Consider the following 14,450-nt stretch of genomic DNA (forward strand, 5'->3'; position numbering starts at 1 on the left):
ATGGCGTTCAGTCGGACAAAATCTGGGCAAGAGCATTAATTTATCTCTGAAAATCCAATCAGGAAATCTCAGAGATTCAAAAAATTTACTCTTAAAAGGTAGGGTTTTACTATGAACAGTGTAGGTATTGCAGCTGTTGCAAAGTCGATTCGCAGTCTTTCTATGGATGCGATTCAGAAGGCTAATTCAGGTCATCCGGGCTTGCCAATGGGAGCTGCCGAAGCAGCAGCCGTTCTTTATGGCGAAGTTTTAAAGCACAATCCGGCAAATTCAAAATGGGTAGACCGCGATCGATTCGTTCTTTCTGCTGGTCACGGATCAATGCTTCTTTACAGCATCCTTCATCTTGCTGGCTACAAAGTTTCAATGGACGACATCAAGAGCTTCCGTCAGGTTGGTTCAAAATGTCCAGGTCATCCTGAATTCGGTGAAACAGACGGCGTTGAATGTACTGCAGGTCCGCTCGGTCAGGGTGTTTCAATGGCTGTCGGTATGGCAATTGCTGAGTCAATGCTTGCCGCACGTTTCAATACTGCAAACCACAAAATCGTAGACCACTATACATATTCTTTGGTTGGCGAAGGCTGTCTCCAGGAAGGCGTTGCTTCTGAGGCTTCTTCTCTCGCCGGCAACCTCAAACTCGGTAAACTCATCGTTCTTTACGATCAGAACAAAATTTCAATCGACGGATGCACAGACATCACATTCACTGATGACATCGCAAAACGCTACGAAGCTTACGGCTGGCAGGTTCTCAAAGGTGACATGTACGATGTTGAGGGCATGGTTAAGCTCATCAATGAAGCAAAAGCATGCTCAGACAAACCGTCTTTGATTATGCTCAAGTCTGTAATCGGAAAGGGCGCTCCAAAAGAAAACACAGCTGACGTTCACGGAGCACCTCTCGGTGTTGACGGCGTTAAGGCTGCCAAAAAAGCACTCGGCTTGCCGGAAGACAAAGACTTCTACGTAGAGCCAGCTGCATACGACTTCTTCAAGGAAAAGGCAAAGGATTTCGCAAAGGCTGAGGCTGACTGGAACGCTGAGTTCGCAGCTTGGGCAAAAGAAAATCCAGAGCTCAAAAAACAGTGGGATGCATTCCACTCAGACGCTGCTACAGCAGAAGTTGCTGATGTTGAGTACAAAGTCGGTGATGCTTGTGCTACACGCGACGCATCAGGCAAAGGCCTCAACATGATCGCTGCCCGCTACGGAAACCTCGTCGGTGGTTCAGCTGACTTGATGGGACCAAACAAAACTGCATTCAAGGCTTGCGACGAGGGAACATTCTCTCCTGCAAACCGCAAGGGCCGCACAATCGAGTACGGTATCCGTGAGTTCGCAATGAGCGCTGTTTGTGCAGGTATTTCTTTGCACGGCGGCTTGCGCCCATTCTGCGCTACATTCCTTGTATTTGCTGATTACCTTCGTGCAAGCTTGCGCGTTGTTTCTTTGATGAAACAGCCTGTAATCTATGTATTCACACACGATTCAATCTACGTTGGCGAAGATGGTCCTACACACCAGCCAATCGAGACAATGACTTCATTGCGCGCTATTCCAGGCGTTCAGGCAATCCGCCCGGGCGACCCAGAAGAGTCAGTTGAGGCTTGGAAAATCGCTTACGCTTCAAAAGATCATCCGGTTTGTATGGCATTTACCCGCCAGGCTCTCCCTGTTTACGAGAAGGCTGACAAAAACTGGAAGAAAAACATGGCAGAAAAAGGTGCTTATGTCGTTCTCGAAGGAAACGCAAGCCCTGACATCACAATCCTTGCAAGCGGTTCAGAAGTCAGCATGGCTTTGGATGCAGCAAAACTTGTTTCTGGCAAAACAATCCGCGTAGTTTCAGTTCCAGATTTGAAGAAGTTCTCTCAGCTTTCAAAGGCTGACCGTGACGCAATCATCGGAAATGCAAAACGCATCGTTTGTACAGAAGCCGGAATCAGCATGGAATGGCTCCAGTTCACAAGCAAAGAAAACTGCTTCTGTCTGGATAACTTTGGCACATCTGGCCCGGCCAAGAAAGTTGCAGAGTTCTTCCATTTCACAGCAGCTGATTTTGCAGAGATGTTGAAGAAATAAAAATACCGGTTAAATTAAGAATTAACTAGATAAAACAAAAAAGCAGGCTTCCAGTCGTGGAAGCGGCTTATCGAAATCGCAGGCTCGCCTGCTACACGCGTTTTGTGCTTGTAATTATATACGTTTGCCGCTTACGCGGCAGCACAAAACGAGTGTTTTCGTAAGCCGTCCCACTCCTTCACGCCTGCTTTTTTTGCGTTTATGAGCTTAGCTTAAATTTTCCGGATATTTATTTCTTCACCTTTGTGGAAAAATCTTCCTTACTTAGATTTTCTTTTATTCACTAGCCAGCCGGTGAGTGCGAAGCCGATTCCTGCCAGGATCATTAAAAAGCATAGAATCTGGCCGGTGGAGATGTTCAGCAGGCTGGTGTTCATGTAGAGGGGGGCGTTGGATTCGGTGGCGAATCTGTAGCCTATGTCTGCGTCCGGTTCGCGGAAATATTCGATGAAGAAGCGGAAGATGCCGTAACCGCCTGAGTAGAGGGCGATTAAAAAACCGTCAAAGGGCTTTCTTTTGTGGAAGAACCAGATGATTGAGAACAAAACCAGACCTTCAAAAAAAGATTCGTAGAGCTGGCTTGGGTGGCGGGGAAGATTTACCAGGTTTGTGCTGGCTTCCATGCCGATTTTAGCCATGAAGTCCTGAACCCAGGCCTTTGATGCTGAGAATTTTTCGGCGTGAGGAAAGACCATGCCCCAGGGAGCTGTGGTGATTCGTCCGTAAAGCTCGCCGTTCATGAAGTTGCCGATTCGGCCGAAAGTGTAGCCCAGCGGAATTGCCGTGACCATTGAGTCTGTCCATTTCAAAAATGAAACCTTGTTCTTCCAGCACCAGAAAATTGTTCCGACGAATCCGCCGATGAAGCCTCCGTGATAGCTCATTCCTGCCAGTCCTGTGAAACGGCCGTTCTGGAAGGGCCAGAAAATAAGCCAGGGCTTTTTGAGATAGATTCCGGAAGTGTCGTAAATCAGTGTTGAAAAAACGCGGGCTCCAATCAAAAGAAATACGATTCCTGTCGCAATAAAGCTGAAAATATCGTCTTCACTTGCCTTGCGCATGGTTCCGTCGGCATTGAGGCCGTCCAGGGCTCCTTCACGCAGCAATTTCTTGAGGACTAAAAAAGCCGTTCCAAATGCGAAGATGTACATGAGACCGTACCAGCGCAAAAGGCCGAGCAGGGGCAGTCCGGGAAAAATTTCCGGGTGAATCCAGGAAGGATAATTGATGTATAATGGAAGAATCATAACTTGAATCCTTGTTTTGCCGCTTTGACCAGCCGTGACTTTAACATGATGTTTTCGTTTTTGAGCTGGTTGAGTTCGTACTGCTGGGTTTTAATCATTTCTGCAAGTTCACCGACGTTCAAGGCGCCGCTTCCGACCAAATCCTCAACGTAAGACATTTTTGCTGAGTAATCGTCGCTGGCTTCTTCCGAGGCCTGCTCAAAGCTTTCGTCGAAGCTCAAGGACTCTGTTTGCATGATTTTTTCTGCGATGCGGAAAATAGCCTGGGCAAGCACGGAATTTGGCTTGTAGACAGTGACCGGCAGGCTTGAAGAAAGGGCCTTGTCCTGCATTGAATCGCGGTACATTACGCCGAGGGATTCAACGTCGAGACCAAGATACTGCTGGCATGAGCGGCGGATTTTCTGTGCCTTGTCCGCATCCTTTGGCTCGTCAATCATGTTCATAATCAGACGGGGTCTGAACTGGGCCAGTCGTTTTTTGAACTTTTCTCCGCTTTCCGGATCGATTTCAGTGATTTTTTCAATCAGTTTTGGAATGTAAAGCCTTTGCAGGGAAGCTGAATCGTTTCGGAGCTTTGTGATGTAGTCCGCTGCCTTTGAATTCTTTTTGAAAGTGGCAGCCATGAGGCGGAAAACTGCGTTTTTAAGGAAAAGATAGCCGTTCAAGGTTGCCGTAACTGTAGGCGCCGTGACGATAATTCCCTGTGGAGAAATGAGGAAGAGGTCAAGAATCGTAAGATGTGTGCCCGCTCCCAAATCGACGATAAGATAATCTGCGTCAACATTATGGAATTTTTTAATCAGGGAATTTTTTTGAGCTACTTTGAGTGCGCTCAGTCCGGGAATTTCTGAATCTCCTGCGATAAAACTGACGTTCTTGTAGTCAGTTGGTGTAATGATTTCTTCGAATTTTGACTCGCCTGTCAGAAAAGTGCCGATTCCTTTTTTGGGAGAATTCTGTCCGATAACAAGATGAAGATTGGATGCTCCCAAATCAAGGTCTGCGAGAATGACTTTTTTGCCCGCCTGACCGAGTGCGATTGCTAAATTTGCGGAAAGAAGGCTTTTTCCAACTCCGCCTTTACCGCTTGCTACTGGAATAATTTGCATAAAATTGATTATATCACACTTTTCTTTCTTTATAAAGATTGATTTTTCTCTTATAGAAACATAAAATAGAATTAATATGAAAAATTTTGATTCTATTATGAAACGTGTAAATTCTATTCTTTTGATTTTTATAATTGCCCTTTTTGCTTCTCAGTGTTTTGCTCAGTCCGCTTCAAATTCTGCCACTGAAAAAACTTCAAAATCCCGCCAGTGCATGGAATTGATGAACGGCGTTTTTGATTTCGTTCAGCGTAACTATGTTGATGAGATTGATCCCCAGGTTCTTTATGAAGGTGCCCTCAAAGGTATGCTCGAAGCCCTCAAAGACCCATACACTGTCTACCTCGACAAATCAAGTTTCAGAAATATAAATGACACCACTTCAGGCTCATTTGGCGGCGTCGGCTTGCAGATTTCAAAACCGGTTGAAAACAGCCCGGAAAAGCCGGCCTTTGTTGAAGTCGCTTCCCCGGTCGAGGACACTCCTGGCTTTAAGGCCGGGATCCTTGCTGGTGATTTGATTATTTCCATCAACGGAACAGACACCTCTACAATCACGATGGAGCAGGTTCTTGATATGCTTCGCGGAAAGGTCGGTGAAAGCGTTGACCTGATTATCCGCCGCGGCAAGAACATGGAATTCCCTGTAACTCTTGTCCGTGCCATTATCGAAGTTCCGGTCGTAAAATACGGCATGATCGAAGGAACAAAAATCGGCTATGTCCGCCTGATTGAGTTTACTCCCCACACGGTTGAGCGCACTCAGGAAGCCCTTGATTCATTCCAGAAAAACGGAGCCACAGGCCTGATTATCGATTTGCGAAATAATCCGGGCGGCTTGATTACAAGCGCGGCTGACATCGCAGACAAATTCATCGATAACGGTCCGATTGTCTCAACAAAAAGCCGTCTTTCATTTGAAAACTCAGTCTTTACTGCAACACCAAAAAAGACCACAGTCCGAAACATGCCGATTGTCGTCCTCATCAACAAGGGAAGTGCATCTGCTTCAGAAATTGTCAGCGGTGCCCTCAAAGACAATCACCTGGCTTACCTGGTCGGTCAGCGAACATACGGCAAAGGTTCCGTTCAGCAGGTTTTGCCTCTTTCATCATCTGACGGAATTAAAATTACCATGGCCCGCTACTACACTCCGAGCGATGTAAATATCGATAAAATCGGAATTCCGCCTGACAGGGAAGTCCTCTTCCCGGTTTTGAGCGAAGACGGCGAAAAGCAGTATCTCGAGCTCTACAAGTCTACTGAAATTGCTGACTTTGTTGACGGCCGCTCTGACTTGACCGAAAAGCAGATTTCTGATTTTGCAAAGAAATTAAAGAAAAAGTACCCGGAAATTGATGACGCAAGCTTGCGCAAACTGGTTCGAAATGAAGTCAACAAAACAAAGGGAACCATGCTCTACGATCTGGACTACGACATCCAGCTCAACGAAGCGATTTCAATTCTGCAAAAAGAAGACTTTGTCACACTGATTAAAAACACAAAGACCCTCAAGGAACTTCAGGATCTGGCTGTTCTTGACGAAAAGAAATAAAAACTGCCACGCAAGTCTGGCAAAAAAGAAATGCGGCAATATATCTCTCAGAAAAATCTTGATTCAAAAGGACTTCTCACGATAATCGGCAAGGACTATCGCTATCTGCGCAATGTCTTGCGCCTTGTGACCGGTGATATGATTCATGTGCGCCTTGCAAGCGGCCAATTGCAGCCCATGACCGTCTGCCAGATTGACGAAAAGACCAAAAAAATCACTTTGCAGGCCTGCGACACTCTTGAAGGGGAAGAGGGTGAAAATCAGCCGGAAGAAACCCAGTCAATTGAATCAACGGAATTCACTCTTTTCATGGCAGTTCCAAAATCCTCAAAATTTGACCTGATTGTCCGTCAGGCGACGGAGTGCGGCTTGGCTAGAATCATTCCAGTTCAGACCGAATTCTCTCAGACCGGCGGCGAAAAAATGAACTTCCGCGGCGAGAGGTTTGAACGCATCATAAAGGAAGCCCGCCAGCAGAGCGGAAGCCCGGTCAGCACCAGAATCGAAGACTGCGTTACTTTAAACGAAGCCTGCCAAATCTGGGAAAGGGAGACCGAAAACTTGCCTGACTCAGAAAAACTGGCCCTGGTCCTTTACGAGCGGAACGATTCCACGGTCCCAATCCCGGAAGCCTGCGGAAAAAAAGAAAATCTCAAAAAAATCGCCCTTTTCTGCGGAAGCGAGGGCGGAATTTCCCCGGATGAGGTAAAAGCCCTCTGCCAGTCAGGCTTTACGGCCGTCCATCTGAAAACAAACATCCTCCGCTGTGAAACTGCCGCCCTTTACGGCATTGCCGCAATCCAGGTGGAAACGAGCAGATAGGGAAGATTCCTGCCTGCTTATTGTAATACGCTTAATTTTATGTTAATCTTTGATTAATTTTAGAATAGAGAATCAAAATGACTAGAATCGAATTGTTGGGCGTGCCGGTGGATGTGTGCCGGCCGGAAAATCTTGAAGAAGAAATCATGAAAATCCTTGAAAAGCCTGGCACCAAACAGATTGTTTTCCTTACGGTATGGGATTTGCTCAAAGCCCGGAATAAAAAAAAGGATTTCGGTGACTGTCTGCGCAATGCGGATTTGATTCTTCCAATCTCAAAAAGCATTTTAAAAGGCGCCCGCTTCCTCAAGCTTGATGTTCCTGTCCGCTACAATCCTTTTAACGCGGTCATCCAGATTCTCAACGCCCTCGACCATCATTATAAGTCGCTTTATCTTCTCGGAGCCCGCAAAAAGACCCTTCAAAAAGCCGAGCACAACGTTCACGACACTTTCAAAGGTCTTCGAATCGTCGGCCGCTACGTCGGATATTTTCCAAAATCTTCTGAGGCCGATGTCGTTCAGGCGATTTACAAGGCTTCTCCTTCCCTGGTCATTTTGAGTGAGGGTATCAAGGAGAAAAATCTCTGGGCCTATCACCGCCGCGACAAATTTTCATCGAGCATCTTCCTCTATTACCGGGACTGCATAGGTATTTTTGCAGGCCGAATACGCCGGGTAAGCGAAAAGACTTTCGACGCAGGCAAGGAAATCTGGAACGAAATAGGTCACAGCCCTTTCAAGGTATTCCTGATTTTCCCTTACATGCGATATAAATTGCTGCTGCTTTTCTACAGATTGTTCCGCAAAGACGGCAAACCCAAGGTAAAAGGTGAGTCTGGAATCTATCATGTTGAGAGCATGGAAAAAAAGGCGGAAAATCCTTCGTGATTCTTCTTTTTTCAGATGAAACCTCAGATTTTACTTTTCTTCGCGAGAATTCTGACTTGCAGCTGCGTTTTGCATCTGATTTTGCCATGCTTGAAAAAATCTGCGAGAAATTTGGCGCCGAGAAAATCTTCGTTTCCAAAAAGCTCGCTGATTCAAAATTCCTTTCCTATGTAAAGCAAAAATCTTTTAACTTTTTCGAATATCAGAAAATCGAAGAAATCTGCCCTTATTTATCTGAGCCGGCCGGAAAAACAGATTCGGAGTCTGTCGATGACTCTTCAATCCAAAATCTGCCGGCTTTTAAAAATCTTGTGGGCTCTTCTCCGGCAATGAAAAAACTCCGCCGGGAAATACTTAAAATTGCTTCCTGTGACCTTGCAGTCCTGATTTTGGGCGAGACCGGAACAGGAAAAACGACTGTCGCAAGGGCAATTCACGACCTTTCTGCCCGCCGTGACAAGCCCTACAGGGATTGCGTTCTTTCAAATTCAAATGAAACGCTTGTTGAGGCAAAGCTTTTTGGCACTGTAAAGGGGGCTTTTACCGGTGCCCTTGATTCTGCCGGAGTCTATGAGGAAGCCAATGGAGGCAGTCTCTTTTTGGATGAAATCGGTGAAACCAGCATGAATATCCAGACAAAATTGCTGCAGGTTTCAAGCGAGCACAAAATCAACAGAATCGGCTCGCAAAAGGACATAATTGTCGATAATAGAATGATTTATGCGACTAACGCGAATCTTGAGAAGAAAATCTTTGAGGGAACTTTCCGGGAAGACTTGTATTACAGGATAAATGATATAGTCCTCAGGCTTCCGCCCTTGCGTGAGAGACTGGAAGACATTCCTGAACTCTGCCGGATGATTTTAAAGAATCAAAAGATAAAGAAGGAAATTTCTGACACAACAATCAGCCTGCTGCAGACCTTTCACTGGAAGGGTAACGTCCGCCAGCTGGAAAAATGCCTCTGTGCGGCCGCAGTCGTTCACTGTGAAGGCGACGTTATTGAGCCAAAAGATATAAAGCTGTAGAGGGACTTTTGGCGACCGGCTCCCTAGGGAAGGCTTTCCCCTCCTTAATTATCTGCCTGCCGCTTGCTTGCCAGACCTGCTGCCTTGTCGAAAATCTTTTCTATATATTTTGCTTCGCTTTCGCTGAGGGCGGCTCTTGAAAGGACGTCCGTCCAGAATTTTTCCATGTCGGGCCGGCCTGCCAGCTTGAAAAAGCCGATTTTCTGCAGGTTGTCGGCGATTTCAGTCACCGTTTTTCCCAGTCTTTCAAGTGAAACCGGAGTGTAGCCCGGCGAGAATTTATTTTTGCCTTCAAGAGACTTTCTGAAAATGTGATAGGAAATAATCTGAACGGCGTGAGAAAGGTTGAGGGAGCCGAATTCGTCGCTGGAAGGAATCGTTACGCCCATGGTGCACTCGTCCAGTTCTTCTTCTTCGAGACCTGTCCTCTCATTTCCAAATACAACGGCAACTTTTCCACTGGCTGAAAGACTGTCAGCGCTTTCTGCGAATTCTTCAGGCAGCAGAAGTTTACCCCGCTTTTTTCCCCGGCGGCGGGTCGTTCCTGCTACAATCGTACAATCTTTTGATGCTTCGGTAATTGAGTCGAAAAACTGGGCATTTTCCCAAATTGAAGCGGCGTGAATTGCAAGAATCCGCACCCGCTCCTCGTCGAAATCTTCTTTTTTGCCCACGATTCTGAGGGTTTTAAGGGAATTATTTGCCATTGCCCGGCAGACGGCTCCTACGTTCCGGCTTTCTTCGGGGCGGCACAAAATTATTACGACATTTGAAAAATTCATAAAAACAGTCTACTTTTTTTGAAGGATTTATGCTATAATCGTTTTATAAAAAAGTTTTAAAGAGCACTTCTGCAGCGTTTTGCGTTAAAATGACTTTAAAATAAAAAAAAACTAGACTAAACACTGATTTTTGGTGTATCATATAATGGCTTTGTTATAAAAGTTTTAATTGAGGTAGGTAGCATGAGCAACAACAATGATCTTGTTCCGGGATTCAATGACGAAAAAGACGATAGTCTCAAGATTAACCTTGAAAAAATTAATGATGTTGATAATGGTCTCGTTATTTATTTAAACGGATATATCGATACTTACAACTCAAGTTTCTTCCAAAAGAGAATTTCCAAAGTTGTAGAAAGCGGATTTGTTAACCTGATTTTCAATTGTTCAGCCCTTAACTACGTTTCTTCAACTGGTATCGGTTCTTTCACTGCATTCCTCAAACTCATTAAGCCAAAGGGGGGAGACATCGTTCTTCTCGAAATTCAGCCAAAGGTATACGAGGTATTCCAGCTTTTGGGATTCTCTCAGTTCTTCAATATCAAAGATTCTTTGCCGGATGCAATCAATTTCTTCAAGCAGGGCGCTCCTGTTTCAGAAAGCATCTTCCCAAAGATTTTCAGCTGCCCGGTTTGTTCAAAACGCCTCAAGGCTACCCGTGCAGGCCGCTTCCGCTGTTCAGAGTGCAAATCAATTCTTGCAATCGATCAGCACGGTCAGGTTTTCCTGGGCTAGGGCAAATTTAATCAGAATATTTTAAGGCCACTTCAAAAAGAAGTGGTTTTTTTTATCTATTCGTGTTATTCTTATAGTATAATGAAACGTGCTTTATATTTTGCCATAATTTATCTGGCAGCAATGCTGGTCGGTACCCTCATCTTTGCAACTCTTTTTATGTTCAGTTGCAATTTAAACATGTTCGTTACGGGGCTGCCAGTATCATTTTTTTCCCTTCATTTTTTTATGACGGGCGTTCTCCTTTCAATTCCTCTGGTTTGCATTCTGATTCAAATCCTTCTTATTTTGTATCTTGTCAGGCATCCAAAGTGTCAGTTGATTTCCCTGATTATGTACTCAGTTTTCGGGCTGCTTTCATGGCTTTTCCTCATTCCGATGGATTTAAAGCTTATTTCCCGATACGAGTCCGATGACCTTTTGACCCGGGTTGAGACTTCTTCGACTGGAGTTTTCCGAAAGGAAGCCAACGGTGTTTACTATTACACCCGGATTGGTGAGGACGGCTGTGCCGACGGCCTCTTTTTTGACACAAGCGGCTATCTCGGTCAGGAAGGTTCTGTAGTTCCTCTCTTTAATCTGCCGGTCAAAAACGAATCTGCCTTCCCTTATTCTGACATCCTCATCAAAAATTCCCTGCTGCCAAGTCAGCTGGTCACTTATCCTCTTTCAGTTTATAACGCTCTTCTTACGGCGGCTCAATACAGCGCTTCCCTGGGCTTTTTGGCCTGGCTGGCCTTTGCTTCGATGGGGCTGGCCCTGCTTGCAGTTTACGGCACTCAGTTTTTAAGTTCATGGAAGCTGGCTAACGTAGCCTGCGTGATTATTTCAGCGGTCGCGGTTTTGGTCATCAACTATCTTTATTACATGAACATCATGCCTGGAATTTTTAAGGAACTCGCCGGGAAGCTTTCAAATTTTACCGGCCTCAAGGATCCTTTGATTGTCCTTATCAATTTGATTATTTCCCTGCTCTGCATCGGCATTGGAATTTTCATGGGAATTTACCGTCTTAAGGGCGTGGAGAGCGAAGAATGAAAAAGACAAGCATTATAGTTTTGGTTTATGCAGTTTTTGCCTTTGCAATTTGTCTGCTGATTTCTTTTTTGATGAAAAATCTTCCGGTTTTGCTTCCGGGCGAAGAAAAATCTTACATCATTTCCCGTGCCTTTCTCTTTTTCTGCCGCTTCCTGCCGTCTCTGGTTTTCAGTGCTTTTTTGATTGGCTGTGCCATTGCCTACGGAAAGAATGCTGAAAAGGCTAGAATCAAGTATTCGCCGCTGATTATGTCTCATTTCAGGCGCATGATGATTTCTTCTATTGTAATCGTTTTCATTGTTTCCCTTCTTATCGAAGTTTTCGTGCCTTATTTTGAGCAGCGTCAGGCCAAGGCCCGGATTAAGCCGGTTCTTTTTGCAGAATTTATGAGCCTGAGCCATGAATATTTCGACAAGGGGCAGATGAACCTGGCTTTTGAGTATTCTTACAATGCGCTTCTTTTAAATCCCAAGGACAAGGACGCCCTTTATATCAATGAACATTCAGGCGCTGAGTTGAATTCATTGAAGATGGTGCTTGACCGGCCGGAAGAGCCCAAATTCGTCTTTACTCCGATCAAGGAAACTCAGGGCGAGACGATTACTTCCCTGCTCAAAAAGGCAAAGGAAGCCGCCGAAAAAGAAAACTGGTTTGATGCCCATTACTACGCTTATCTTGCTGTTGAAGTTGGCAGCGAAAAGGACCTTAATCTTGATGATGCGAACCGACTGGCAAGCGAGGCCTGGAATCATCTTTTTGACCCGACTGTGATTAAAGAGACTGACGAACAGATTTTGTTCCGGAAAAAGCGTGAGGCCTACAAGACTTTCATCAGCGGTGACAATATTGAGGCTTATTATCAGTTTTTGGAGATTGCCGCTTTCTCTGACGTGGCTGCCCGCGACCCGGACGTTTCAAAATTCCTGGAGATTGCAAGGGAACGTGTAGAAAACCAGTGCTTCTTTGTCGAGGAAGTTGAAAATCTCCGCCGCTTTGAGGCATACAATAATATTTACTTTGCTGTACCTCATGATGACGGCTCAAAGGACATTGTTTATATCCGCGGAATAACGCCTGTCAAAAACTCCGGCAGAACCATTCAGTATGTCCGTGGCTTTACCCTCTTTACTTACTCAAAGGAAGGTCGCTTCCAGCGCTCGATTTTCGTTCCATATGCCAAAATGCTTTCAGAAAAAGCTTCTATGTTCGACTCTAGCGCAAAAGCTGCCTTTGGAATCAAAGAGGAATTCAAAAATGTTCCTTACCTCATGCTGGAAAGCATCTCGAAAAACGACCGTAGTGAAAGAATTTCGCCGGTTTATGAATATGATGCGGATTATGTAAAAAAGAACGAGCCATTCCTGAGCAATTACTTCGTTCTTGGCCTGCCGATGAAGGACTTTAACCTTTTGTGCGATACGACGGCCGGTTCCCTCAAGATGAATTTGATTGCCCTGATTAAGTTTTTGCCCAAGACAAGGCAGTACGGCTATTCTTACGAGGTTTACAATTCTGACTTTATTCACAGAATTTCTTATCCTCTGGTAATGCTGATTTGCTGTATTTTCATGGCCTGCATGGCCTGGAACTACAGGCTCAAGAATTCCCAGCTCTTCAAGTTCAAGTGGATTTTCCTCATGCCGGCAATTACCTTCATCTTGTATTTTGTTCTGGAGTGCGGACTCTACATCTGCCGCATGTTGAATTATGCTCTGGTGGTGATGCTGGGGGCGGGCGCCGTGTATGTGAGCCTGTCCGTCCTGGTTTTGATTTTTATAATCGTCTGCTTTAACTTCGTATCAAGAACAGCGGACTAAAAAGAAAGGGAAAGCTAAAAGCTTTCCCTTTTTCGTTTACTAATCTTCGATTTCGACCTGTTCGATTCTGGCTCCAAGAGAGCGGAGTTTTTCGACCAGGTTCTCGTAACCACGTTCAATCTGATAGACATTGCTGATTTCGCTTTCGCCGTGTGCGATTAAGGCTGCGATTACCATGGCCATGCCTGCTCGTACATCTGGGGAAACGAGCTTGTCGCCGTGGAGTGTGCATGGACCAGAAACTACGGCCCGGTGAGGATCACAGAGGGTGATTCTTGCTCCCATTGAAATGAGCTTGTCTACGAAGAACATGCGGCTTTCAAACATCTTTTCGAAAATGAGGACTGTGCCCTCAACCTGAGTTGCAACGACAGTCATGATTGATGTCAAATCTGGCGGGAAGCCCGGCCACGGAGAGTCGTCGATTTTTGGAATCATGCCGCCCAAGTCTGTGTTGACCTTCATTTCCTGACCGAGGGCTACTGTGAGGGCGTCTCCTTCGATTGTCCAGCGGATGCCCAGCTTGCCGAAAGCTACGCGGAGAGGCCGCATGTCCTTAGGATTTACGCCTGTGATTGTGATTGAGCCTTTTGTGGCTGCTGCAAGACCGATATATGAGCCGATTTCCATGAAATCAGGGCCGATTGCAAAATCCGTGCCGTGGAGCTTTTTAACTCCGTCGATGTTAAGGATGTTGCTTCCGATTCCGGTGATTTTTGCGCCCATTGCGACGAGCATGTTGCACAGATCCTGAACGTGAGGCTCGCTGGCGGCGTTATTGATGATTGTGTGTCCTTCTGCAAGGACTGCCGCCATTACAGCGTTTTCTGTGGCGGTGACGGATGTTTCGTCAAGGAATATGTCGGCTCCAACCAGCTTGTTTGCCGTGAAAGTAAAGGGGCCTTCGACTTCGATTCGGGCACCAAGTTCCTGCAATGCGAGGAAGTGAGTGTCCACGCGGCGGCGGCCGATGACATCTCCACCCGGTGGCGGCATAACAGCCTTGCCTGTTCGGGCTACAAGAGGACCTGCAAAGAGGATTGAAGCACGGATTTTTTTGCTTAAGGCTGCAGGAATGTCCGAGCTCCGGATAAGGGAAGCGTCGATTTTCCACTCGTGTTCGCCGATTTTCTCAACGCTGGCTCCGAGTGCCTGCAAAATCAAAAGCATTACGCCTGTGTCTTCTATTTCTGGAATATTTCGTAAAATTACTGGTTCTTCACTCAAAAGTGTGGCTGCGATACAAGGCAGGGCCGCATTTTTGTTTCCGCTGGCGGCGATTGTTCCGCGAATTGGAATACCGCCTTCGATTCTGTATTTATGCATAAATCAAATTATA

12 protein-coding genes are annotated in these 14,450 nt (G+C 45.8%); 8 read left to right on the forward strand and 4 right to left on the reverse strand.

Translation table 11 applies throughout. The features are described 5' to 3' along the window. Window positions 1–111 precede the first annotated feature (111 nt). Window positions 112–2,085, forward strand: coding sequence for a transketolase (gene tkt, locus HNP76_RS11765; protein ID WP_184660744.1), 1,974 nt, complete (start codon window positions 112–114; stop codon window positions 2,083–2,085). A 260-nt stretch (window positions 2,086–2,345) separates the two neighbouring features. Here the strand turns inward: tkt and lgt are convergent, their stop codons facing one another. Both lgt and HNP76_RS11775 read right to left on the reverse strand, forming a co-directional pair. Then, on the reverse strand, window positions 2,346–3,332 hold the full coding sequence (gene lgt, locus HNP76_RS11770) for a prolipoprotein diacylglyceryl transferase (protein ID WP_184660745.1): 987 nt from the start codon (window positions 3,330–3,332) through the stop codon (window positions 2,346–2,348). Then, window positions 3,329–4,444 (reverse strand): P-loop NTPase, encoded by a 1,116-nt coding sequence (locus HNP76_RS11775; protein WP_184660746.1) that lies wholly within the window; start codon window positions 4,442–4,444, stop codon window positions 3,329–3,331. Before HNP76_RS11775 ends, lgt begins: the two co-directional genes overlap by 4 nt. Before the next feature lie 76 nt (window positions 4,445–4,520). Here HNP76_RS11775 and HNP76_RS11780 point away from each other — a divergent pair, with 76 nt between their 5' ends. From HNP76_RS11780 to HNP76_RS11795, 4 genes are all read left to right on the forward strand, one after another. Further along, a complete protein-coding gene (locus HNP76_RS11780; protein ID WP_246462694.1) occupies window positions 4,521–5,999 on the forward strand; it encodes a S41 family peptidase in 1,479 nt (492 codons plus the stop codon). Window positions 6,000–6,029: 30 nt separating this feature from the next. Continuing rightward, window positions 6,030–6,821, forward strand: a complete 792-nt coding sequence (locus HNP76_RS11785) for an RsmE family RNA methyltransferase (RefSeq protein ID WP_184660747.1) — start codon at window positions 6,030–6,032, stop codon at window positions 6,819–6,821. A gap of 77 nt (window positions 6,822–6,898) precedes the next feature. Next, complete coding sequence (locus HNP76_RS11790; RefSeq protein ID WP_221301076.1) at window positions 6,899–7,711, forward strand: WecB/TagA/CpsF family glycosyltransferase; 813 nt, start codon at window positions 6,899–6,901, stop codon at window positions 7,709–7,711. After that, window positions 7,708–8,739 (forward strand): sigma 54-interacting transcriptional regulator, encoded by a 1,032-nt coding sequence (locus HNP76_RS11795; protein WP_184660748.1) that lies wholly within the window; start codon window positions 7,708–7,710, stop codon window positions 8,737–8,739. The genes HNP76_RS11790 and HNP76_RS11795 overlap by 4 nt, the downstream gene beginning before the upstream one ends. Window positions 8,740–8,783: 44 nt before the next feature. Here the strand turns inward: HNP76_RS11795 and HNP76_RS11800 are convergent, their stop codons facing one another. After that, complete coding sequence (locus tag HNP76_RS11800) at window positions 8,784–9,521, reverse strand: RNA methyltransferase (protein WP_184660749.1); 738 nt, start codon at window positions 9,519–9,521, stop codon at window positions 8,784–8,786. 183 nt (window positions 9,522–9,704) lie between these two features. Here HNP76_RS11800 and HNP76_RS11805 point away from each other — a divergent pair, with 183 nt between their 5' ends. The 3 genes from HNP76_RS11805 to HNP76_RS11815 all read left to right on the forward strand — a co-directional run bounded on the left by HNP76_RS11805 (window position 9,705) and on the right by HNP76_RS11815 (window position 13,111). Next, window positions 9,705–10,256, forward strand: a complete 552-nt coding sequence (locus HNP76_RS11805; protein WP_184660750.1) for an STAS domain-containing protein — start codon at window positions 9,705–9,707, stop codon at window positions 10,254–10,256. An 81-nt stretch (window positions 10,257–10,337) separates the two neighbouring features. Further along, window positions 10,338–11,294 (forward strand): hypothetical protein, encoded by a 957-nt coding sequence (locus tag HNP76_RS11810; RefSeq protein ID WP_184660751.1) that lies wholly within the window; start codon window positions 10,338–10,340, stop codon window positions 11,292–11,294. Continuing rightward, window positions 11,291–13,111, forward strand: a complete 1,821-nt coding sequence (locus HNP76_RS11815; RefSeq protein WP_184660752.1) for a hypothetical protein — start codon at window positions 11,291–11,293, stop codon at window positions 13,109–13,111. Before HNP76_RS11810 ends, HNP76_RS11815 begins: the two co-directional genes overlap by 4 nt. Window positions 13,112–13,150: 39 nt before the next feature. On the opposite strand, the gene murA is transcribed toward HNP76_RS11815, so the two are convergent. Continuing rightward, window positions 13,151–14,437 (reverse strand): UDP-N-acetylglucosamine 1-carboxyvinyltransferase, encoded by a 1,287-nt coding sequence (gene murA, locus HNP76_RS11820; RefSeq protein WP_184660753.1) that lies wholly within the window; start codon window positions 14,435–14,437, stop codon window positions 13,151–13,153. Window positions 14,438–14,450: the final 13 nt, after the last annotated feature.

Source organism: Treponema ruminis (assembly GCF_014201975.1).
Classification (GTDB): Bacteria; Spirochaetota; Spirochaetia; order Treponematales; family Treponemataceae; genus Treponema_D; species Treponema_D ruminis.

What these genes read in the sequence shown, in the direction of transcription:
- HNP76_RS11805 (WP_184660750.1), top strand. Translation starts at nt 9,705, where the DNA reads ATGAGCAACAACAATGATCTTGTTCCGGGATTCAATGACGAAAAAGAC.
- HNP76_RS11810 (WP_184660751.1), top strand. Translation starts at nt 10,338, where the DNA reads ATGAAACGTGCTTTATATTTTGCCATAATTTATCTGGCAGCAATGCTG.
- HNP76_RS11775 (WP_184660746.1), bottom strand. Translation starts at nt 4,444, where the DNA reads ATGCAAATTATTCCAGTAGCAAGCGGTAAAGGCGGAGTTGGAAAAAGC.
- lgt (WP_184660745.1), bottom strand. Translation starts at nt 3,332, where the DNA reads ATGATTCTTCCATTATACATCAATTATCCTTCCTGGATTCACCCGGAA.
- murA (WP_184660753.1), bottom strand. Translation starts at nt 14,437, where the DNA reads ATGCATAAATACAGAATCGAAGGCGGTATTCCAATTCGCGGAACAATC.
- HNP76_RS11815 (WP_184660752.1), top strand. Translation starts at nt 11,291, where the DNA reads ATGAAAAAGACAAGCATTATAGTTTTGGTTTATGCAGTTTTTGCCTTT.
- HNP76_RS11790 (WP_221301076.1), top strand. Translation starts at nt 6,899, where the DNA reads ATGACTAGAATCGAATTGTTGGGCGTGCCGGTGGATGTGTGCCGGCCG.
- HNP76_RS11785 (WP_184660747.1), top strand. Translation starts at nt 6,030, where the DNA reads ATGCGGCAATATATCTCTCAGAAAAATCTTGATTCAAAAGGACTTCTC.
- HNP76_RS11780 (WP_246462694.1), top strand. Translation starts at nt 4,521, where the DNA reads ATGAAAAATTTTGATTCTATTATGAAACGTGTAAATTCTATTCTTTTG.
- HNP76_RS11800 (WP_184660749.1), bottom strand. Translation starts at nt 9,521, where the DNA reads ATGAATTTTTCAAATGTCGTAATAATTTTGTGCCGCCCCGAAGAAAGC.
- tkt (WP_184660744.1), top strand. Translation starts at nt 112, where the DNA reads ATGAACAGTGTAGGTATTGCAGCTGTTGCAAAGTCGATTCGCAGTCTT.